We start from the raw sequence: 21,825 nt of genomic DNA, 5'->3' as shown, positions 1-21,825 counted from the left end.
GCATTAAGCAGTTAAGAATGGTCGCAACATTGAAGGTAAAAGTTTAGCATTATTTAGCAGAAGTTGTGTTGCAGTTTGACTGTCTACAGGCTTAGAAAATAGATAGCCTTGCCCCAACTCGCACCCAAGAGAACAGAGTTTTTCCAATTGTTCTAAAGTTTCTATTCCTTCTGCGACTACATCCATACCAAAACTGTGAGCAAGGGTAACAATTGTTTCCACAATTCCATCACTTTTCCCCGCGCTGATACGGTTGACAAAAGAGCGGTCAATCTTTAAGGTATCAATGGGAAACTCATGCAGACGACTTAAAGAAGAATAGCCAGTTCCAAAGTCATCAATACACAACTTAATACCTTGGCTTTTTAACTGCTTCAGCATCGTTGCTTCGCAGGTAGATGCTTCTAAAAAGCAGCTTTCAGTAATTTCTAATTTCAAGCAGGAACTTGAAACGCCAGTAGCTTCGACTATTTTCTGCATCCTCTCTACTAGATTAGCTTGCTTTAGCTGAACTGGCGAAACATTGACATTTAGTGTTAAACCAAGAGCTTGAGGAAATTGCTGTTGCCACAAGCGGAGTTGGCGACAAGCTTCCTGAAAAATCCACCAACCCAAAGAATTGATTGCTCCAATTTCTTCAGCCAGGGGAATAAATTTTGCCGGCGAAACTAATTCGCCAAAAGCGCGCTGCCAACGTACCAATGCTTCAAAGCCTAAAAGATGACCTGTAGACAGCGATACAATGGGTTGGTAATAAAGGCAAAATTCTTCTAATTCTATTGCCTTCCTGAGCTCATTTTCAAGCTGTAAGCGGTTTGCTGCCTGAGTCTGGATGGCTTTTGTTAATACTTCATAACAGCCTTTACCTTTAATTTTAGCCTGGTACATCGCTACATCAGCATCTCTAATCGCGTCCACAGCGCGATCGTAACCCATTGTACTAAAGGTAATACCAATACTAGCACCTGTAAATATTTCATATTTATCAAAAATGAATGGCAATCTCAGTTGTTCAAGAATTCGATCTGCTGTGCTTATAGCTTCGTTCATATCTCCAATTGCTTCCAGTAAGATAATAAATTCATCCCCTCCTAAACGAGCAACTATATCTGTTTCCGGCACGCAATCTTGCAGCCTTTTAGCAGCGATTTTTAGCAATTCATCTCCGACTAAGTGTCCTAAGCTGTCATTAACAACTTTAAACCGATCTAGGTCGATAAACAGCACTGCATATAAATAATCAGAATCCAGATTTGCTAACTCAATTACCCGATTTAGCTGATTTATAAACCAAGTTCGGTTAGGCAAACCAGTTAAGGAGTCATGAAAAGCATCGTAGCGTAACTTATCTTCCTTTGCTAACAATTCTAAGTAAGCGTTTTGCAGTTCGTGCATAGCACTTTTTAGTTCAGCAGTTCGGGCCTCGACTCGATGTTCTAACTGAGAAGTTAATTCGCTCAATAGCGAATTCTTTTCTTCCATTCTCTTGTTCAAAATGCTCATTTTTAAGTGCAGTCTCAGCCTAACTAATACTTCTTCATGTTGAAAGGGTTTAGTAATATAATCAACAGCACCTAAAGACAAACCTTTAACTTTATCGACTGTCTCAGAAAGGGCGCTCATAAAAATTAGAGGGATGTCCTTAGTTCTAGGATTGGCTTTCAACCTACGACAAGTTTCAAATCCATCGAGACATGGCATCATTATATCTAATAAGATGATATCTGGGGCCTCATATTGAACTGCTTGTAAAGCACTTTCCCCGTCTGAAGCTACCCAGACTTCAAATCCAACCTGCTCTAAATAGTCAGAGAGTACCGCTAAATTACTGGCGTGATCGTCTACCACTAAAACTATACTTTTTTTATTATATTCACTGTTCACGGTTTTTCTCCCCTATATTGGCTAATAAATTCTTTCATGGCTTTTTCCTGAAAACCTTTAGATAATTGGCGTAACTTGTTAGCAAAAGGTGCAAATTTTTCATCTATCTGTTCTATGTTTGCTGCCTGCTTCATAATTCCTTGAAGGTGGCCTTTCATTGCTAGATCGTATAAGGTGTCAATCTCTGGCTGCGGGGGAGCGATCAGAGAATTAGAAGAGGAAAGGTTAACGGCTACTGTGTCTTCTTCATAAGTCCATTCTATTTGCAAATGCTGCTGTAACTTCTCTAGCAATATTTTTGCTTCTACTGGCTTAGGCATAAAATCGTTACATCCTGCTTGTAAACTTTGGTACTTATCGGCTTCAAATACGCTAGCAGATGTAACTATTATGACTACATTTTTTAGCTCCTCGATCAGGCGAATGCGCCGGATCATTTCAAAACCGTCTAGGACGGGCATTACTAAGTCAGTGATAATTAAATCCGGTTGACACTGGGCTTTTGTTAAACCTTCTTGACCATTGACTGCCTCTATAATTTCAAAACCGATGGGAGAGAGCAAGTTAGCTAGTACCGAGCGATTTTCCCACTTGTCGTCTACTATTAAAATTTTGGGCTTTTTCCTGTAAATACCTGTGATATTTTTGTGGTTGGGCTCTACGGATGGTGGAACAGATTCGGGCAATTGAATTAGATCTAATTCTACCAAAAAAGTGCTCCCAACTCCTGGCTGACTTTTGACTTTGATTGTACTGCCCATCAATTCGACTATTTTCTGGCTGATTGCTAGCCCTAATCCGCTGCCTTGATGATTGCGAGAGGCTTCACTCACTTGCTCGAAGGGTAAAAATATTTTTTCTAATTGCTCAGAGTTAATACCAATGCCTGTGTCTTCAATTTGAAAGCGAATTTTGGTAATTGGTAGTTGATGATTGGTAATTGATGATTTTTCCCTAAGTTCCGCTTGAGGGCATTCCTGAGTTCCTATAACTTCTACTTTAAAATCGACCCTACCTTCGTCAGTAAATTTGATGGCATTACTGAGTAAGTTAATTAGTAGTTGCCGTAGACGCTTCTCGTCAGATCGAATACTATCTGGAAGGGAATTCTGAGGTTGGTAAGCAAGTACAATACCCTTTTGTTCTGCTTTAAGGCGACATATTTCTACTACACCACTTAAGAAAGAAGGAAAATGAAAATCTGTAGGATGAAGTTCCATTTTCTGAGCTTCTATTTTGGAAATATCTAAAATATCGTTAATCAAAGTAAGTAAGTGTGAGCCACACTGGTAAATGATACGGAGACCGTCTTTAACTTTTTCATCTGTGGTTTTTAAGGGTTGTAAAATTTGAGCGTAACCTAAAATACCGTTGAGAGGTGTGCGGAGTTCGTGGCTCATGTTTGCGATAAATTCGGTTTTGGCGCGATTGGCGGTGTCGGCAGCTATTTTGGCATCTTTTAGTTCGCTTGTTCGCTCCTCAACTCTGGCTTCTAACTCGCTCTTGGCTGTTTCTAAGGCAGTAAAAGATGCTTGTAATTGCTGGGCCATTTGGTTAAAAGAGCTGGCTAGAGTATCGAGTTCAGCAATTTTTTTAATTTCAATTTTTTGGTTTAATTCTCCGCTAGCTATTTTCTGGCTAGCATGGGATAACTCTAAGATTATCCCTGTAATCCAGCGCGAGGTTAAAACTCCTAGTAATGCCGCGCTTCCTAATGCTAAAAGACATAGTAAAATGCTGGTTTTAGTATTAGCATTAATCCGCTCCATAAAGTCTGCTTCGGGAACAACGACGACAATTAGGAAGTTTAGACCCCGCTTGTCTGAGAGCGGTGTTACTTGTACAAAATGTCTCTTGCCGTTAATTTTAAAAATTTCGAGTTGGGTGGGTGTCTTAATTTGGGTAAGGTTGCTCCTTTTTTCTATTAATAAGTGCTGCATTGTAGCGCGAATTAAATACTCGCTGCTTTCTGCTGCTTTAAGTCTTTTAATAGAGCAACTATCTCTACTTTTAATAAAACTCTTTTCGTTGGTTGAGGAGGCAACTATTTCTCCTGATGTTTCTAAGATGAAAGCTATGCCTGATTTACTAATTTTCAAACTCTGAAGAAATTTACTAATCTCTGAAACTATTAGGGATACTCCCAGATATCCTATTGATTTTCCTGATTGATTATAAATAGGAAGCAGGGCATCTGTGCTGACTTCGGGGCGGGGTGCAATCCATAAATATAGTGGAGTCCAAATTGCTTGCTTTGCGGACACACCCAACTGATAATAAACTTCGTTTTGGATCGGGTATTTTAGTTGAGTTGACAATATATTTGTGCGCTCTCCTTGACTATTTACTGCATAATTATTAAAGTTAAGATCGCCGTTACTAGATTTTTTTACGATCCCAATATTCAAGGTTCCGTCTAACCGACGTTCGCTGCCGATAAATTCTCCCTGCAAGTTACCGAAGTAAATATAATTAACGGTGGGAAAACGCTGAATATTTTGCCAAAAATAGCGCTCCATGCTAGTGAAGTCTTGGGGATTTAATTTACCCAGACTGATAGCATCAGCAGTGAGTTGATTGATCAAATGAGGGGTTTCTAGATAAGTATTGAGGTGTTGGTAAATGCGGGCTGTGATTTCTTCGTACAATTGTGCAGCTAAGTCATTAACGGCTTGTTGACCGTTGCGGAATGATAGCCATCCTGTTAATCCCACTGCGGCAAAAATTTGTATGAGAAATGGCCCGACTAAGATGAGGCGGAGTGGGATTAAATGTTTTTTTTTTGAGTTAGTAAGGTTGATATCTGGCTGGGTCATGGATGGCTCGGAGTAGGATGATGCCAACAATCATCGCAACAGGTATACTTTTTACTCTGATGCTGTTCGTTGAGGCGGTGGGGGTCAAATCTGCCTTTTCCCGACCAGTCAGTTTTACGTAATATATGTTGCTTAGATTACACTAAAAGTTTTAACGACCTGTGTTAGCTAGGATACTTTTTTTTGCTAACAAATATGATTGCTCCCTATTGGATCGGTTTGATGGCAGAAGGCAGAAGGCAGAAGCTAGAAGACAGAAGGCAGTATAAGTTTTGGAAGCAAAGATTAGGATGTCTGTTTGACAAAATTAATTTTGATTGTGGTGTGGCCCTCCTGCCAATCACAAGCAAATTTACTGAGAATACTTAGCTTTAGTGGGTTTTAACAGCCTTCCCCAAAAAGCTATTAGCAAGACATTAATCTTAATTTAATATTCCTCCCCTATAAAATGAGGTACTATGCAATCAAGTTCCGATACTCAACATGAAGTTTAGCTCGAAAATCTAAGGAGTAGCAAGTTAACACCACAAAAGCTCCGTCGCGCGAGGGATTATTTTTCCAGACAAACTTCACACACTTTTTCGGAAACCCAGTGCTTTTAGCCTGGGGAATGAAAGTAAAGCATTGACTAAAATATCACGATCGCCTAAATCAGTATGGTAGCAACAACTCCGGTACAACAAAAGAAACCCCTTTCCCCATCAGAACTGGATAAAATCCACGCTTACTGGCGGGCCGCAAACTATTTGTCTGTAGGACAAATTTATTTGCTAGACAACCCCCTTCTCAAAGAACCCCTGAAGCTAGAGCACGTCAAACCGAGGCTGTTAGGACACTGGGGTACTACTCCCGGCTTGAACTTCATTTACGCCCATCTCAACCGCCTAATTAAAGCTCAAGACCTGAATGTAATATACATTGCCGGCCCCGGTCATGGTGGCCCTGGCTTAGTTGCCAACACTTACTTAGAAGGCACTTATAGCGAATATTACCCCAACGTTTCCCAAGATGCTGAAGGGATGAAGCGTCTGTTTAAACAGTTCTCCTTCCCACGCGGAATTCCTAGCCACGTCGCGCCAGAAACTCCCGGTTCGATCCACGAAGGTGGCGAACTCGGTTATGCTGTTTCCCACGCTTACGGGGCGGCTTTTGATAACCCTGACTTAATTGTGGCTTGCGTTGTTGGGGACGGGGAAGCCGAAACGGGCCCCTTAGCCACTGCTTGGCATTCTAATAAGTTTCTGAACCCGATTCATGACGGCGCAGTATTACCAATTCTACACCTCAATGGTTATAAAATTGCTAACCCGACGGTGTTAGCACGGATTAGCCATGAAGAATTAGAAAGTTTGTTTGTGGGTTATGGCTATAAGCCTTACTTCGTGGAAGGTTCAGACCCAGAAATGATGCACCAGTTGATGGCGGCGACGATGGATAGCGCGATCGCAGAAATTAAAGCCATTCAACAAGAGGCCCGGACTAAAGGCTTCAGCAAACGCCCTCGGTGGCCGATGATTATTCTGCGATCGCCCAAAGGTTGGACGGGGCCCAAAGAAGTAGACGGCAAAAAAACCGAAGATTTCTGGCGATCGCACCAAGTCCCCCTGTCGGAAATGGGCAGCAAACCGGGGCACGTCCAACTCCTCGAAGACTGGATGAAAAGCTACAAACCCGAAGAACTCTTCGACGAAGCAGGCACATTCCTCGCCGAACTCGCCGAACTCGCACCATTAGGAACGCGACGCATGGGCGATAATCCCCACGCCAACGGCGGCATTTTGCTCCGCGACCTCAAAATGCCAAAATTTGAAAATTATGCCGTAGAAGTCACAAAACCAGGCACTACCTACGAAGAAGCCACCCGCGTTATGGGCAAATTCCTGCGGGACGTAATGAAATTCAACCAGGAAAGCCGCAACTTCCGCATCGTCGGGCCAGACGAAACCGCCTCGAACCGCTGGAACGACGTATTTGAAGCCACCGATCGCACCTGGATGGATGATACATTCTCCTACGACGATCACCTTTCCCCCGATGGCCGAGTCATGGAAATCCTCAGCGAGCACACTTGCCAAGGATGGTTAGAAGGCTACCTACTTACAGGCCGTCACGGTTTCTTCTCCTGTTACGAAGCCTTCATCCACGTCATCGACTCCATGTTCAACCAACACGCCAAATGGTTAAACACCACGCGCTATATACCTTGGCGGCGACAAATTTCCTCTCTTAATTACCTGCTAACATCCCACGTTTGGCGACAAGATCATAACGGTTTTTCCCACCAAGATCCCGGTTTTATCGACCACGTAGTTAACAAAAAAGCAGCCGTAATTCGGGTTTATTTACCACCCGATGCCAATACATTGCTATCCGTCACCGATCACTGTTTGCGGAGTCGCCAATACGTCAACGTTGTTGTTGCTGGTAAACAACCCGCCTTGCAATATTTAGATATGGATGCGGCGGTCAAACATTGTACGGCAGGGATCAGTATTTGGGAATGGGCAAGCAACGATCAAAATAGCGAACCCGATGTCGTCATGGCTTGCGCCGGCGACGTTCCTACCTTAGAAACCCTAGCAGCAGTTGACTTAATTCGGCTACATTTACCTGAATTAAAAGTGCGCGTCGTTAACGTCGTAGACTTGATGAAATTGCAACCGGAAAGCGAACACCCGCACGGTTTGAATGATAAAGACTTCGACTCGATTTTTACAGTAGATAAACCGATCATCTTTGCTTATCACGGCTATCCCTGGCTAATTCACCGCCTGACTTACCGCCGGACAAATCATAATAACATCCACGCGCGGGGTTATAAGGAAGAAGGAACCACGAGTACGCCCTTTGATATGGTAGTGCGGAACGATTTAGATCGTTTTCATTTGGTAATAGATGTCATCGATCGTTTGCCTCAATTGCATTACATCGGAGGTCACATTAAGCAGATGTTGCACGACAAATTAGTGGAGCACGTCACTTACATTGCTGAGTATGGCGATGATCTGCCAGAAGTGCGCGACTGGAAATGGGGATATTATAGCGATCCTGGTTCACCAAAGGCGACAACTGGAGAGTCTGGGGGCGCTGATTTTAGCGAGTCACAGTTAGAGGAAGGCGCGGCGCGATCGCGATCGTAGAGTCGGCGGTTAAAACCCCATCTACACAAACAAAACCCGCCTGCGCGGGTTAAATTTCTACAGTCCGCGTAGGCAGTTAAAACCACATCTACACAAACAAAACCCGCCTGCGCGGGTTAAAATTCTACAGTCCGCGTAGGCGGACTTTGCCTGTGTAGCCGCGAATTCTATTCGCCGGGCTTAGTTCAAAACTCAAAACCTGTCTTTCTTAATATTTGCCCATGAACGTACACACAGTATTAACACAGCCATTTTCAGACCAAAAACCCGGCACATCAGGACTACGGAAACAAGTTACAGTATTTCAACAACGCCACTACCTCGAAAACTTCGTTCAATCTATCTTTGACAGCTTAGAAAACTATCAAGGACAAACATTAGTTGTCGGCGGCGACGGACGCTATTATAACCGTACTGCCATTCAGACAATTTTAAAAATGGCCGCCGCCAATGGCTTTGGCAAAGTATTAGTAGGTAGCGCAGGCATTTTATCAACTCCTGCTGTTTCCTGCATCATTCGGAAATATCACGCCTTTGGAGGAATTGTACTATCTGCCAGTCACAATCCCGGCGGGCCAGATGGAGATTTTGGCATTAAATACAACATTAGCAATGGTGGGCCAGCACCAGAAAAAGTTACTGATGAAATTTATAATCGGACTAAAGCGATCGCCGATTACAAAATCCTCGAAGCCAAGGATGTCGATTTAGACAAATTAGGGACATTTAAACTAGGGGAGATGACAGTTGAAGTCATTGATTCAGTCGCCGACTACGCTGAATTAATGCAGTCTCTATTTGATTTTGATAGCATCCGTCAGTTAATTACTGCGGGTAATTTTCGCCTTTGTGTTGACTCAATGCACGCCGTAACTGGCCCTTATGCCAAGACAATTTTAGAGGAACATTTGGGAGCACCTGCGGGTACTGTCATTAATGGCATACCCCTAGAAGATTTTGGCGGCGGACATCCCGATCCTAACTTAGTTTATGCTCACGAACTCGTTGAGATTTTGTATGGGGAAAACGCGCCAGATTTCGGTGCAGCTTCCGATGGCGATGGCGATCGCAACATGATTCTGGGACGCAAATTTTTTGTAACTCCCAGTGATAGTTTAGCTATTCTAGCTGCTAATGCTAAATTAGTTCCCGGTTACAGTGCTGGTTTAACAGGAATTGCGCGATCTATGCCTACTTCAGCAGCAGCCGATCGCGTTGCTGCTAAACTCGGAATTGACTGCTACGAAACTCCTACAGGTTGGAAATTCTTTGGCAATCTTTTAGATGCTGATAAAGCCACTTTGTGCGGCGAAGAAAGTTTTGGTACAGGTTCCAATCACGTCCGCGAAAAAGATGGGCTGTGGGCGGTATTATTCTGGTTGAATATTATCGCAGTCCAGAAGAAATCAGTCGAGCAAATCGTGCGGGAACACTGGAAAACTTACGGTCGTAATTACTACTCTCGCCATGACTATGAAGGAGTAGATAGCGACAAAGCTAATACTTTGATTGCTAATGTTCGCGCTGCATTTTCTAGCTTGAAAGGTAAGCAATTCGGTCAATATCAGGTAGAATATGCTGATGATTTTAGCTATACCGATCCGATTGATGGTAGTATTAGCGAAAAGCAAGGAATTCGGATCGGATTTACCGATGGTTCGCGCATTATTTTCCGTCTTTCTGGTACGGGAACCCAAGGCGCAACCTTAAGGATTTATCTCGAAAGTTACGAGCCAAATTCAGCAAAACATGATATTGATACGCAAGAAGCATTAGGAAGTTTGATTGCAATTGCTGATGAAATTGCCAAAATTCGTACTCTCACAGGACGGGAACAACCAACAGTAATTACCTAAATTATGGCATGGTAATTTTGACCTAAATGACTTTGACCCGGCGGTTGAAACCGCAGCTACACAGGCAAAACCCGCCTACGCGGGTTAGTTAGAATTAATTTTACACTCCGCGCAGCCGGATGAAAGTTTGTGTAGACGCGGTTTTAAGCGCCAAGATAATTATTTTAGGAGGAATTTATGAGTTTAAAACTGTATTTTTTACGCCACGGAGAAACAATTTACAGTCGCACAGGTGGTTATTGCGGGGATCTCGATCCTGATTTAACTCCTGAAGGTACTAAGATGGCGGAAGCTTTTGGCGCTGCGTACTCTTCTTTACCTTGGACAGCAGTTTATGTAAGTCCGATGAAACGAACAATTGCAACAGCAAAACCATTGTGCGATGCAGTAGGAATTGAGATGCAATTGCGGGATGGACTCAAAGAAATCCGCTATGGTGAATGGGAAGGAAAAACCCTAGAATTTGTCAAAGAAAACTATCTTGATGATTATATTAGTTGGATGACTGAACCCGCGTGGAATGCACCGAATGGGGGTGAAACTGCTGTGCAAATTGCCAGTAGAGCATCTCTAGTTATCGCAGAAATTGAAGCAAAACATCGGGAGGGCAATGTGTTAGTTGTTTCCCACAAGGCAACTATTAGAATTATACTTTGTAGTTTGTTAGGAATTGATTTAGGCCGTTATCGCGATCGCATTAATGCCTTAGCTGGTTCTGTTAGCATGGTGAAGTTTGACATTCACGGCCCGCTGTTGGAGGTGTTAGGCGATCGCTCTTATATGGATGAGAGTCTGCGTTCTTTACCAGGGAGTTAGTTGTTATTTGTTATTTGTTAGTTGTTAGTTGTTAGTGGTTAGTTGTTAGCAATTAAAAGTAGGGTGGGCGCTCGCATCAACCATCTCTAGCTATGAATTACAGACTTTTTGCGGCGAGCGCCCACCTTACAAATTAACAATTAACAATTAACAATTAGCAATTAGCCATTAGCAATTAGCAACAACTAGCAATTAGCCATTTTGTGCCTCTGCTACCCCTTTAAGGCGGCGTAATTGTGCTTGCATATCCCTCTGTGTCCAAGGGGCGGCAAAGCGGTTAAAGCCGAAGCGAATTAGGGGATTTGGGATCTCGAATTCAAAGCGGTTGAGCAGACGAGTAACTTTACCTTGGGGTTGACATTCCCAGCGATCGCGCCCCTGAAAAAATCCCTCAAACCCCCACACAATTAGACCTGGTTCTCGCTCCAAAACTATACTGTCTAAAGTGGGTTGCAAAATAGGAATTTGTATGATAAAGCGACTGCGGCTTCCTACATTTGTGTGCCAATTACCTACGGGTTCGCAGCGCAGAACTGGATTTAGCCATTTGTGCATTAAAACGTTATCAGTGATACATCGCTCCACCACTGTTACACTGGCGCTAATTTCTATTGATTGCTCAAAAACTTGACGATGTGACATATAACCTGCAAGCTAGATGCTATTAGTTGCAGTTTCGCATTTTTACTGGTCAAATCTGACGTTAACCTAATAAAAATATGAATGGAACTTGGCAAGAGATAACTCAGGGTACAAATATCCTCAAGCCTGTCCTATCGGGGCTAATTTTGGGGCAGCAAATGCCTGTTTTACCCAATCCTTTGAGGGTACTTCCCCCGGAATTTAACCCGATTATCGATCTGGCTTTGGCGATCGGGATTTTGGTGATTGGCTATGTAATAGCCCTAGTTGCAGAGTTTCTCACGAAAAAGCTGCTAGATAGCACTAATCTCGATAATCGCCTAGCTGGTTGGATTGGAGGGCAACAAGGGGGTACGGAGATGCCCCCAGTAGATAAGTGGATCGCCAGTACAGTATTCTGGCTGGTGATGATTTTTGCGTTGGTGGGCTTTTTAGATAAACTCCAGCTTACGGCGGCTTCTCAACCGCTGACTAGCTTGCTGAATCAGATTACTGTGTTTTTACCAAAGGTGTTGGGCGCTGCTGGGCTTTTGGCAGTTGCTTGGCTGCTGGCTACGATCTCGAAGCTGGTGGTGACGCGGGGGTTGCGGCTCTTTCGCTTGGATGAGCGCTTGAATCAACAGGTGGCGGGAACTCCAGCACAAAACCAGTTGGCTTTGAGCGAGACTTTGGGAAATGCTCTGTACTGGTTCATTTTTCTGCTGTTTTTGCCCTCAGTATTGAGCACTCTGGAGTTGGAGGGGACGCTGCAACCAGTGCAGCGATTGCTTGACGATATTCTGTCAATTTTGCCGAATGTGTTGGCGGCGCTGTTTATTGGGGCGACTGGCTGGCTGATCGCTCAGATTGTACGCCGAATTGTAACTAATTTGTTGGCGGCGACTGGGACTGATTTGTTGGGGGCGAGAGTTGGACTGACTCAATCGGTGGGAGGACAGACGCTTTCGTGGATTGTGGGGACGATTGTTTATGTCCTGATTTTAATTCCGACTGCGATCGCGGCCTTAAATGCGCTGAGAGTTGATGCGATTTCGGCTCCTGCGGTGTCGATGTTGACTCAGATTCTGAATGCGATTCCGCAGATTTTTACCGCTGGGGTAATTTTAGCGATCGCCTATTTCATCGGTCGTTTTGTTGCCGATTTGGTGGCTAATATTCTCACGGGAATTGGCTTCAACAATATTTTCTACTGGCTAGGTTTGCAATCGCGGCCTAATTTGACAGTCACACCGCCAACTGTGACTCCCTTAGATCCATACGCAACAGTAATCCAGCCGGAACCTGCGACGGCTATACCTTCGCGCACGCCTTCAGAAATTGCGGGTATTGTGGCGCTGGTGGGGATTATGCTGTTTGCGACGGTGACGGCTACGGATGTCCTCAACCTTGACGCTCTGACTTCGATTGTCAATCAGATTATCGTCATTTCTGGCAGAGTGTTGATTGGGCTTATAGTGTTTGCGATCGGTTTGTATTTGGCTAATTTGGCTTACAACTTGATTGCCAGTTCTGGCACTCGCCAAGCTCGACTTTTAGCTCAAACTGCTCGGATCAGCATTATTGCGCTAGTTTCAGCGATGGCGTTGCAACAGATGGGAATTGCTAGCAATATTGTGAATTTGGCTTTTGGGCTGTTGTTGGGTGCGATCGCAGTGGCGATCGCTCTGGCTTTTGGTTTAGGGAGCCGCGATATTGCTGCCGAACAGGTTCGGGAATGGCTAGCGGAGTTTAAAGAACAGAAACCGCCGCGATCGTAGTTAAAAATAATGGCGTTTGTTGTTGACAAGCGCCATTTTTTGGGTATTGGGAGGAAGGCGCGATCGCTATACTAATTAACATTCTCCCCAGAACTTGGCAAATTAATAATTTTCGCCGGCACTCCCACCGCCGTCGCTCCTGCCGGCACATCGCAAATAACTACAGCATTAGCACCAATTTTAGCATGATCGCCAATAGTCACAGCCCGAATAATTTTCGCTCCCGCACCGATATCAACATGGCCGCAAATTTTCACCCCTTCCACAATTGTCACCTGTTGTAAAATCAAGCAATTTGGGCCGATAAATGCCCCTGGATGAATCACGATCCCGTTGGGATGAAGGATAATTAATCCCCCTCCTAACTGGCAGTTTAAAGGAATATCTGCTCCAGTTACTACACTCCAAAATCTGTGCCAAAGCACATTCCAACGAGATAAAAAACCTCCAACAATTCCACCACGAACCTGCCACTTTTGATAATTGCGGATACATTTGAGTAATTGACGATTAGGTTCCCACCAACGGTCGCATTTTTCACGACTCCAATCGGGATCGGTAGCAGAAATAGTCTGAATATTAACTGATTCAACCATTGTTAGTTGTTAATTGTTAGTTGTTAATTGTTAGTTGTTAATTGTTAGTTGTTTACTGGTTGTCATTGCGTTGGCGTAGCCTGCGCGTAGCGCTTGACTAGGCGCAAGCAATCCCAAAACCTTCCCACAAAGTTACAATTCATAAGTTCTACCTTTAGTAACCTCAAGGCGAGCTCAATCTATTGCGAGCGTAGCGAAGCAATGACAACTGATACCAAATCCGGGTTTCCCACCCCGTTTATTCTCTTAGTCCGCGCAGGCGGACTTCGTTTGTATAGAAGCGGTTTTAACCGCCGATTCATAAAGGGGATAACTAACCCGGATTTGGTATAACAACTAACAACTGTACGGGCGAATGGCCATTCGCCCCTACCAACTAACAACTAACATTTGTGATAACTCTTCAGCAAGACGAACAGGTAAGGGAATCTTCAACTCTTCCAGCATACTTTTAATTCGCCACCGCCAATCATGGCGAGTCAAATTCTCGATATAATTTCGTTTGTGGATAGAATGAAGGCGCGGCTCATCCTGTAAAAGTTCTTCAATCAATTTTACACTCGCTTCCGGGTCATCTGGCAACTCAATAGTTGCATCTTCCCAATTTAACAACTCCTCAGCAGCAGGAGTAATCGGTCTTTTCCCAATAATTCCACATCCAGCAGCGCCACCTTCAAACCACCTCAGAGTCACAAAAGAATGAGGAAACTCGCGCATACCGGGATACAGGGTATCAAACGCCAAACATAATTTAGTTCTTCTTAAAATCTTAAATAATAACATCCTATCTTCCCGATCTCTACGCTCTTCATAGGGCATTTTAGGATAAACTTCTCCAGCTCTAGGTGTAGAACGGTAATAGATTCTACCCGAACCAGGCTGATTAAATTTATTATTAAAAGCAGTATGATATTGTTTGGGAATTCTGCCATAACTAATCAAATCAATCGGGCGGTTAACGTTACAAGAGCCATGAGTGAGAGCATCGACTCCAAAAGGTAAAGAAGATACTGGAATGCCGAAAGATTGTTTCAACCCCTCTATTAATTCCGGCATTGGTACAAATAAACGATCTAATTGACTTGTGTATTTTGGGTAAATATGAAAGCCCCAAGCATCGAAGATATAGGCAGCAACTACATCAAACTTATCTCTCCAATTAGAGATACTTGAGAGGGTAGCTAAATTAGCTCCGCACAAAGCAACTATTAGTAAAACATTCGGCTTCTTTATAGATTCGAGGGCTTCATCTGCTAGCTTATAGGAACCTGTGGTGCGGCGCACAACTTTATTGAGAAACTTAGATGTAATTTTCGGCTGTTGGTTTGCCCATTGTGCCCCTTGACTTTGAGTAGGAATTAGTAATTTTGCTCCACAACTTTCTACTAATATGTCTTCTAATTCAAACAAAGGATCGTAGCTAACACTAGAATATAAAGCGCGATCTGAGAGTAGATAAATATTCATAAGTATGTTAATTAATTTGACTTTCAGGATTGGTAGAATTCGTGGATTTGATAATTTTAGCAGGGATGCCGACTGCTGTTTTTCCAGAGGGAATATCTGATAAAACTACAGCGTTAGCGCCGATGTTAACATCATCGCCTAAAGTGACATCACCGAGAATTTTTGCACCCGCACCGATATTAACACGAGCGCCTAATTTAGGCGCATCTAAAGGACGATCTAAATAACGATTTCCCAGAGTTACGTCTTGGCGAATCACGCATTCATCACCAATAGAACAGTAACCGTGAATCACAATAGCACCTTGATGTTCTACAACTACGCGGCGGCCGAGTTTAACAGTATAGGGTAAATCAATACCGTAAGTATTGCGAATTTTGCGGTACATTGCTCGGTAAAGAATGCTCAAGGGAGCGCGAAGTAATTTAGGTTCAATACTCATTCTCCACACGCCGAAACGTTGAACTGCTACGGCTCGAAATCCTGGCTTAGTCCAATCGCAACCGTGAGCGATCCAGTCTTCTTTAATCTGTTCCCAAAGTCCCAAACTTGGGCTTTCTAGCTCGTTCACATTTGAGCTTAATTCCGGTTGGATTACCATAATTTTAATCTGTTCCTTTGAAGAATACGCTACCTTGCACGAAATCGCCTAGTAATTGCGGCGGATCTGTATTTGGTTTGCGCTGAATTAGGCGGCGCAATTGGAATACTAGAAAGCCAGAAAACCAGGAAATATCAGCGATCGCAGCGTATAGCCACCCGTAATTTTTGACAAAGTACCGTCGCCGAGAATCAAACCAATATTGAGGCCGACGCTTAGGAATAATTTTAGTATCTGTAACGCCTGAACTTTGCCCTACTAGGTGTACAACTCGACTTTCTGGTACATACCAGCAACTCCAACCAGACCTTTTAGCTTGTAGGCAAAAGTCCATTTCTTCATAATACATGAAATAGCCTTCATCCAGCAATCCAATGGTTTCAAATACTTCGCGGCGGACGATCATGCTTGCCCCAGCAACCCAATCAGTTTGACAGGTTTCTTGAGAAACGGGAGGGGACGCGCACCAAGAAGCTAATAATTTTGAAACCACACCTAAACGCAAACCATAATCAATTTCACTAGCAATAGTATGAAACCGAAAAGCTGACTTTTGTGGTGTGCCGTCTGGGTCTTCTAAACGACTGCCAGCAATGCCAACTTCGGGGTGAGATTCCATGAAATCAAGGAGAAATTTTAAGGCCCCTGGGCGCACAATTGTATCGGGGTTTAGGAGTAGAAAATAGGGAGGAGGAGCGGGCGAATGCAGGGTCGGATGAATCAGGGCATTATTGCCGAAAGCGTAGCCACCATTTCGTTCTAGCGGTACAAAAGATGCCCATTCACTCCAACCTTGAGTTTCAATTGCCTGGGCAATTATTTCTGCGGAACTATCGCCGGAGTTATTATCACCAATTACTACATGGGTTTGAGGTAAAGCAGAAATTTCGTCAACTAGCGAGTGCAAGCAGTCGATTGTTAAGGTAGGGGTTCGGTAGTTAAGAATAACAACTAGCAATTTAGTTGATTTTTCGGAATGATTTTGAGCGAACATAGATTAATCTTTGTGATTATTTCTTACTATTTTACTAGCCGCCACAGAGTGGGATTGTAAGCATTTCTGATCGAGTAACCTGTATCTACAGGCTGTAAACTATACTTTTTATCTAATTCGTCGCGTAGAGTTTGGGAAGAGTCGTAAATAAACACATCATTGAAACCATCGGCAATTTGAGGAATTTGGGGTTCAGCTACTAATTGAAACCGTACTTTGGGTTCTAGATAGTGACTAAGAGCCAAGGTTTTGACAAAATAAGCGTCACTAATTACAAGAGGTTCCTTAGCTTTGTTGATGACTTGAGCTAAATGATAATTAACATTACCTTCTGCTTTGCTCCACCAAAGTTCGGATTGGGAAAATACAGCACAAGAAAATATACCAATTGATATTAGCATAATCAAAGCAAACTGCCATATTTTTTGCAATTGGGGTGTGACTGAATCACTAAGTTTATGAGCGAAGAGGTAAGCAACTCCTAGCTGCATGGCTAAGTAAGATGGAAGTAGATATCGGGCTATAGTTGACTGAGCACCTCCGAGAATTAAATCTGGTACGATCAGAGCTAGCGCTGGTACTGCCATCGAAATAAAGATGAACAACCAAACTTGCTTGGGGCTATGGCGGTATAAGAAATAAATTGAATAGCAAACCAGGATAAAAATAATTAATACAACGGCGGTGTACGGAATAAAGTATATTGATGGGCTATCCTCGTTGAGGCTAAAGTCAGCAAAAAATAAACTAATGCCCCGAATCCAACTTTTAATTAAAGTAAAAATAGAGGTTGAAGTTGTTCCCCATCTCCCCTCGTTAGTTTTTTGAACATTAATAAGAGCGAAGATAATCCAAGGGATAAAAGCTATAACTCCTACTAGGGAGGCAATTAGGTAGCGAATTAAGGTTTTACTTAAACGAAATCCTTCTATTGCCAATATATAAATCCCGTGAGCAATGATAACTAAGGCAGAGAAGAGAAATGAGTAGATGCCGAAAATTATGGTGGCTGCATAAAGTACCCAACTATTAATATTTTGCAGGCGGATCGCTCGCAGTAGGGTAATATTAGAAAGTAAGATGGCTATTGTCCATAAACTGTAAGGTCGCGCTTCTTGAGCGTACACTAAATGAAATGGGGAGACGGCTAAAAGTGCGATCGCAATCCATCCTGTCAAAGGCGATTTGAAGAGTTCAATACACAGCCAATAAATGCAGGGGAAAGCTAGCAGGCTAGCGGCGGCTGAGAAACTCCGAGTCGCCGCGATGGAATTGCCAAATAGCTGCACCCAAAACCTGGTAAATACAAAATATAAAGGTGTAAGCTGAGGTTCTTTTACCGCTAGTCCTTTCATGGTGTCTGTGGCGGTTTTTTCGGGGCTAGGATACTGATATTTATGGAAGGTTTGAATATCTATTACGCGGCCGTCTAAAATTTGCTCGGTTACTTGGTTATCGCTATAGCCAGAAATTTGTAAGGATGTAGAAGTTTCATCAAACCAGTAGGCTTTGCTGTCGAGATTGGCAAATCTAAAAAATATCCCCAAAATTAAGATGGTGATGAGGATAAATCTTAGCCAAGTTGGAGGTAGCCACTCACTGGGAGTTAACTTGCTTTCCATTATGGGTATTTGTTAAGGTAGAGCTGCACTCTGAACTAAAAGGGGCAATTCGGTAATTAGGATTGAATTATCGCACGTTTTTGTAAAAATTGCCAGAGATTTTACTAAGTTTTATTAAAAGTTTATAGGATAAGAATTGCTGCGATCGCTTTGGCTGGGTTGTAGATGTGTGACAGTCTGTTGGTTGTTAGTTGTTAGTTGTTAGTTGTTGATTGTTAGCGATCGATTAAGCTAAACTGTTAAATCTTGAAACTGGATTAAGCGATTTAAAAGCTGAACAGCTTACTAAAAAAGTAATCTTCTATGGCTGTTTGAGAAGTATTATCAAGTTTTGCCATCACTCGATTTAGGCTAAATCTTCTTTTACCTTGTCCAAATTTGCCCTCAATTGCATTCCTAATTCTCTCATCTTCCCATGCTTGTTTCTTGGTTCCCTTGCTCACATTTGCTGGTGGCCTTCCTAACGGCGGTTCACTCATTCTAATTCCTCTTTCTTTACAACATGCTCGGTTTTCCCTGGTTCGATAAATGCGATCTGCATGGACTGATTCTGGGTAGTATCCTGTGTAATAGTTTACCTGGTGGAGATTGATATCCATTTCCCTATTTGTATACCCTAGATAAAACTCAAGTTTTAATACCGCGATCGCGATAAAATTGTATTAGTAGTTATGATTTAACCTAGCGTTCTCATCTTAAAGGTATATTCCCGAAGCATTTTCAGAAAAAGCTTTCAGCTATTTTGCGAAACAAATCTTTTGCATTTTGACTAGCACCACCAGGAATCAGCAAGTTATAAATATTATAGTGCAATAAATTAACGCACAGATTAACGAGATTCATATCGTTTCTGCTTGCATTGGCACAAAATATTTTGAGGATATCAGTACGAGAATGGCGATCGCGCACATAATTCTACAACCTGAATCGCTGAGGAGTAACTATGGCAACAGTTAGCGTCACAACCACCAACAACACGGTAGATGGAACTACTACCAGCATCGCGAACCTAATTGCCAGTCCCGGCGCTGACGGCAAAATCAGCTTGCCAGAGGCAATTGTGGCCGCCAATAACACTGCTGGTGCAGATGCGATCGATCTTACTGGAGTCAGCGGTACGATCGCCCTTGCTAGTACGCTAGACATTACCGATTCAGTCAGTATTAACGGCCCAGGGGCAACTAATTTAACCGTTAGCGGCAACAATGCCGTGCGGGTGTTCGATATTTCCGGTGCGGGGACGACAGTAAATATTGACAGTATGACTATTGCCAATGGTAGTAGCGTATTCGATGGCGGCGGCATTTTTGTAGCAACAGGCAGCACCCTGAATTTGAGTAATAGCACTGTCAGCGGCAATTCGGCTACTGGTGGTAGTACAAGGGGCGGTGGGATTTATAATCGAGGTGCGATCGCTCTGACTAACAGCACTGTCAGTGGCAATTCGGCTGAATACAGTGGTGGTGGGATCTCCAACCGCAGTGGCAGCACTGTCACCCTGACCAACAGCACTGTCAGCGGCAATTCGGCTGATGGTGGTGGCGGGATCTTGAACTTCAGCAGCAGAGTCACCTTGACCAACAGCACTGTCAGCGGCAATTCGGCTAAATACAACGGCGGCGGGATCTTCAATGTCAACAGCACTGTTACCCTGAGCAACAGCACTGTCAGCGGTAATTCGGCTAAATACAACGGCGGCGGGATTTGGAACGCCTTTTACAGCAGAGTGACCCTGAGCAACAGCACCGTCAGCGGCAATTCGGCTGGTAGCGGCGGCGGGATCTACAACTACCAAAGCACAGCCACCCTGAGCAACAGCACCGTCAGCGGCAATTCGGCTGATGGTGGTGGCGGGATCTTCAACCTCGACAGCACTGTTACCCTGAGTAATAGCACCATCAGCGGCAATTCCGCTAAATACGGCGGTGGCGCGATCTTCAACCTTGACACAGTGACTCTGAGTAATAGCACTATCAGCGGCAATTCCACTAACAGCGACGGCGGCGGGATCTTTAACCAAGGCGGCACAGCCACCCTGAGCAACAGCACCGTCAGCGGCAATTCCACTAACAGCGACGGCGGTGGGATCTACAATTGGAACGGCATAACCACCCTGACCAACAGTACGATCGCCAACAACACGGCTGACAGCAATAATGACGGCACTGGCGATAGTGGAGGAATCTTTAGTAGAGCTGGTGGCATTGTCAACGTCAAAAATACGATCGTGGCGGGTAACTTCGATACTCCTAGCAACGCTGGTTCAGGAACTATTAACCCAGATGTCTCAGGCACTTTCACCGACAACGGTAATAATCTAATTGGCATTAACCAAGGTAGCAGCAGCTTTGTCAATGGCACAAATGGCAATATCGTCGGCACTATCGGTACACCTATCAATCCCCAATTAGCATCCCTCGCCAACAACGGCGGACTTACTCAAACTCACGCCTTGCTTGCTACGAGTCTTGCCATTGATGCAGGCAATAATACTGGTGTAACTACTAGCGACCAACGTGGTTTACCCTTTACTAGAACCGTCAACAGTACAGTAGATATTGGAGCATTCGAGTATCGAAGTACCCCTCCCAATCTCGATTTAAGTGTTCTTAAAACCTCCCCCGCCACTGCAAACGCCGGCGACCCGATTACTTACACAATTACAGTTACAAATAACAGTACAACTGACACAATAGCTCACCTCAATCTCAGCGACACATTACCAACACAAATAATTAATTCCAGTTTTACAGTTTCGGCAGGTAATTACACCAATACAAATGGAGTTTGGGAAAACGTTAATCTAGCACCATTACAATCCGCAACATTGACAGTTAATGGAACAATTAATTCGGCAACACCAGTGGGAAATATTGTCACGAATACAGCAACAGTAAAACCTAATCCTATTCTTAGCGGATTAACAGCTTTAGGTATTACTGACTCAGTGACAACTAATGATTCTTCAACAGCCAACACGCTGATACAAGGTATTGTCAATTTATCAGTTAGTAGTAATGCAGGTACGGAAGCAGGTACAACTATAATTACCGTTACCGCCACCGCTTCTAGTGCCGTTTCTAGCAATGAAACTGTTGATTTAGGTGTTTCTGGAACTAATATTACTGCTGGAGATTACAACCTGGGTAATACTACTATTACTATTCCTAGCGGACAAACTACAGGTACTACCACCTTTACTGTTGTTGATGATGCTGTAGCAGAAGGTACAGAAACCGCGACATTAACTATTAGTAATCCGTCTGCAAATATTGCACTAGGCAGCACAACTACTCAAAATATTGCTATTACTGATAACGATACTGCCAATATTAACATCACTCAATCCAGTGGTAGCACAGATATTTCAGAAGGCGGTGCAACTGATAGTTATACAGTAGTATTAACCAGTCAACCCACATCCGATGTCACAATTAACATCAATCCTGACAGTCAAAGTACCAGTAGCGCAACTAGCTTAACATTCACTTCAGCTAATTGGAATGTACCACAGACAGTCACAGTCACAGCCGTAGATGATAACCTAGTTGAAGGCAATCATACTAGCACAATTAGTTACACAGCAACTAGCACTGATACTAATTATAATGCAATCGCCATTACCCCAGTAACA

The 21,825-nt window shown here is 43.5% G+C and carries 14 protein-coding genes and 1 pseudogene; 5 read left to right on the top strand and 10 right to left on the bottom strand.

Going from position 1 to position 21,825, the window contains the following annotated elements; all coding sequences use genetic code 11:
• Window positions 1-3: 3 nt before the first annotated feature.
• Both OSCI_RS20985 and OSCI_RS20980 read right to left on the bottom strand, forming a co-directional pair.
• Window positions 4-1,884 carry a two-component system response regulator gene (locus OSCI_RS20985; RefSeq protein ID WP_007357143.1) on the bottom strand — a complete coding sequence of 627 codons (1,881 nt, stop codon included), beginning with the start codon at window positions 1,882-1,884 and terminating at the stop codon, window positions 4-6.
• Window positions 1,881-4,700 carry a hybrid sensor histidine kinase/response regulator gene (locus tag OSCI_RS20980; protein ID WP_007357142.1) on the bottom strand — a complete coding sequence of 940 codons (2,820 nt, stop codon included), beginning with the start codon at window positions 4,698-4,700 and terminating at the stop codon, window positions 1,881-1,883. Before OSCI_RS20980 ends, OSCI_RS20985 begins: the two co-directional genes overlap by 4 nt.
• Window positions 4,701-5,356: 656 nt before the next feature.
• Between OSCI_RS20980 and OSCI_RS20975 the strand changes: the two genes are divergently transcribed.
• The 3 genes from OSCI_RS20975 (at window position 5,357) to OSCI_RS20965 (ending at window position 10,512) form a co-directional block, all read left to right on the top strand.
• Complete coding sequence (locus OSCI_RS20975; protein WP_007357139.1) at window positions 5,357-7,840, top strand: phosphoketolase family protein; 2,484 nt, start codon at window positions 5,357-5,359, stop codon at window positions 7,838-7,840.
• Between the two features lie 221 nt (window positions 7,841-8,061).
• Window positions 8,062-9,696 (top strand): alpha-D-glucose phosphate-specific phosphoglucomutase, encoded by a 1,635-nt coding sequence (locus OSCI_RS20970; RefSeq protein ID WP_007357138.1) that lies wholly within the window; start codon window positions 8,062-8,064, stop codon window positions 9,694-9,696.
• A gap of 177 nt (window positions 9,697-9,873) precedes the next feature.
• Entirely contained in the window at window positions 9,874-10,512 is a 639-nt protein-coding gene (locus OSCI_RS20965; protein ID WP_007357137.1) for a histidine phosphatase family protein, read from the top strand.
• A 192-nt stretch (window positions 10,513-10,704) separates the two neighbouring features.
• Here the strand turns inward: OSCI_RS20965 and OSCI_RS20960 are convergent, their stop codons facing one another.
• Window positions 10,705-11,154, bottom strand: a complete 450-nt coding sequence (locus OSCI_RS20960; RefSeq protein WP_007357136.1) for an SRPBCC family protein — start codon at window positions 11,152-11,154, stop codon at window positions 10,705-10,707.
• 77 nt (window positions 11,155-11,231) lie between these two features.
• Between OSCI_RS20960 and OSCI_RS20955 the strand changes: the two genes are divergently transcribed.
• A complete protein-coding gene (locus tag OSCI_RS20955) occupies window positions 11,232-12,911 on the top strand; it encodes a mechanosensitive ion channel (RefSeq protein WP_007357135.1) in 1,680 nt (559 codons plus the stop codon).
• A 71-nt stretch (window positions 12,912-12,982) separates the two neighbouring features.
• Here OSCI_RS20955 and OSCI_RS20950 read toward each other — a convergent pair whose 3' ends face one another.
• The 7 genes and pseudogenes from OSCI_RS20950 to OSCI_RS32085 form a co-directional block, all read right to left on the bottom strand.
• A complete protein-coding gene (locus OSCI_RS20950; RefSeq protein WP_007357134.1) occupies window positions 12,983-13,507 on the bottom strand; it encodes a serine O-acetyltransferase in 525 nt (174 codons plus the stop codon).
• A gap of 369 nt (window positions 13,508-13,876) precedes the next feature.
• Complete coding sequence (locus tag OSCI_RS20945; protein ID WP_007357133.1) at window positions 13,877-14,974, bottom strand: glycosyltransferase; 1,098 nt, start codon at window positions 14,972-14,974, stop codon at window positions 13,877-13,879.
• 7 nt (window positions 14,975-14,981) lie between these two features.
• Window positions 14,982-15,575, bottom strand: a complete 594-nt coding sequence (locus OSCI_RS20940) for a serine O-acetyltransferase (protein WP_007357132.1) — start codon at window positions 15,573-15,575, stop codon at window positions 14,982-14,984.
• 4 nt (window positions 15,576-15,579) lie between these two features.
• Window positions 15,580-16,569: a glycosyltransferase family 2 protein gene (locus OSCI_RS20935; RefSeq protein ID WP_007357131.1), complete on the bottom strand. Its 990-nt coding sequence runs from the start codon at window positions 16,567-16,569 to the stop codon at window positions 15,580-15,582.
• 26 nt (window positions 16,570-16,595) lie between these two features.
• Window positions 16,596-18,191, bottom strand: a complete 1,596-nt coding sequence (locus OSCI_RS20930; RefSeq protein ID WP_007357130.1) for a glycosyltransferase family 39 protein — start codon at window positions 18,189-18,191, stop codon at window positions 16,596-16,598.
• Window positions 18,192-18,493: 302 nt separating this feature from the next.
• A pseudogene (locus OSCI_RS28700) lies at window positions 18,494-18,754 on the bottom strand (transposase); the annotation flags it as partial.
• A 157-nt stretch (window positions 18,755-18,911) separates the two neighbouring features.
• On the bottom strand, window positions 18,912-19,034 hold the full coding sequence (locus OSCI_RS32085) for a hypothetical protein (RefSeq protein ID WP_007357128.1): 123 nt from the start codon (window positions 19,032-19,034) through the stop codon (window positions 18,912-18,914).
• 100 nt (window positions 19,035-19,134) lie between these two features.
• Between OSCI_RS32085 and OSCI_RS20920 the strand changes: the two genes are divergently transcribed.
• The coding region (locus OSCI_RS20920; protein WP_039962722.1) for a beta strand repeat-containing protein at window positions 19,135-21,825 on the top strand (2,691 nt) is incomplete at its 3' end.

Origin of the sequence: Kamptonema sp. PCC 6506 (assembly GCF_000180455.1) — a bacterium.
In the GTDB taxonomy this organism is placed as follows: Bacteria; Cyanobacteriota; Cyanobacteriia; order Cyanobacteriales; family Microcoleaceae; genus Kamptonema; species Kamptonema formosum.
This window is presented reverse-complemented; position numbering and strand designations above follow the sequence as displayed.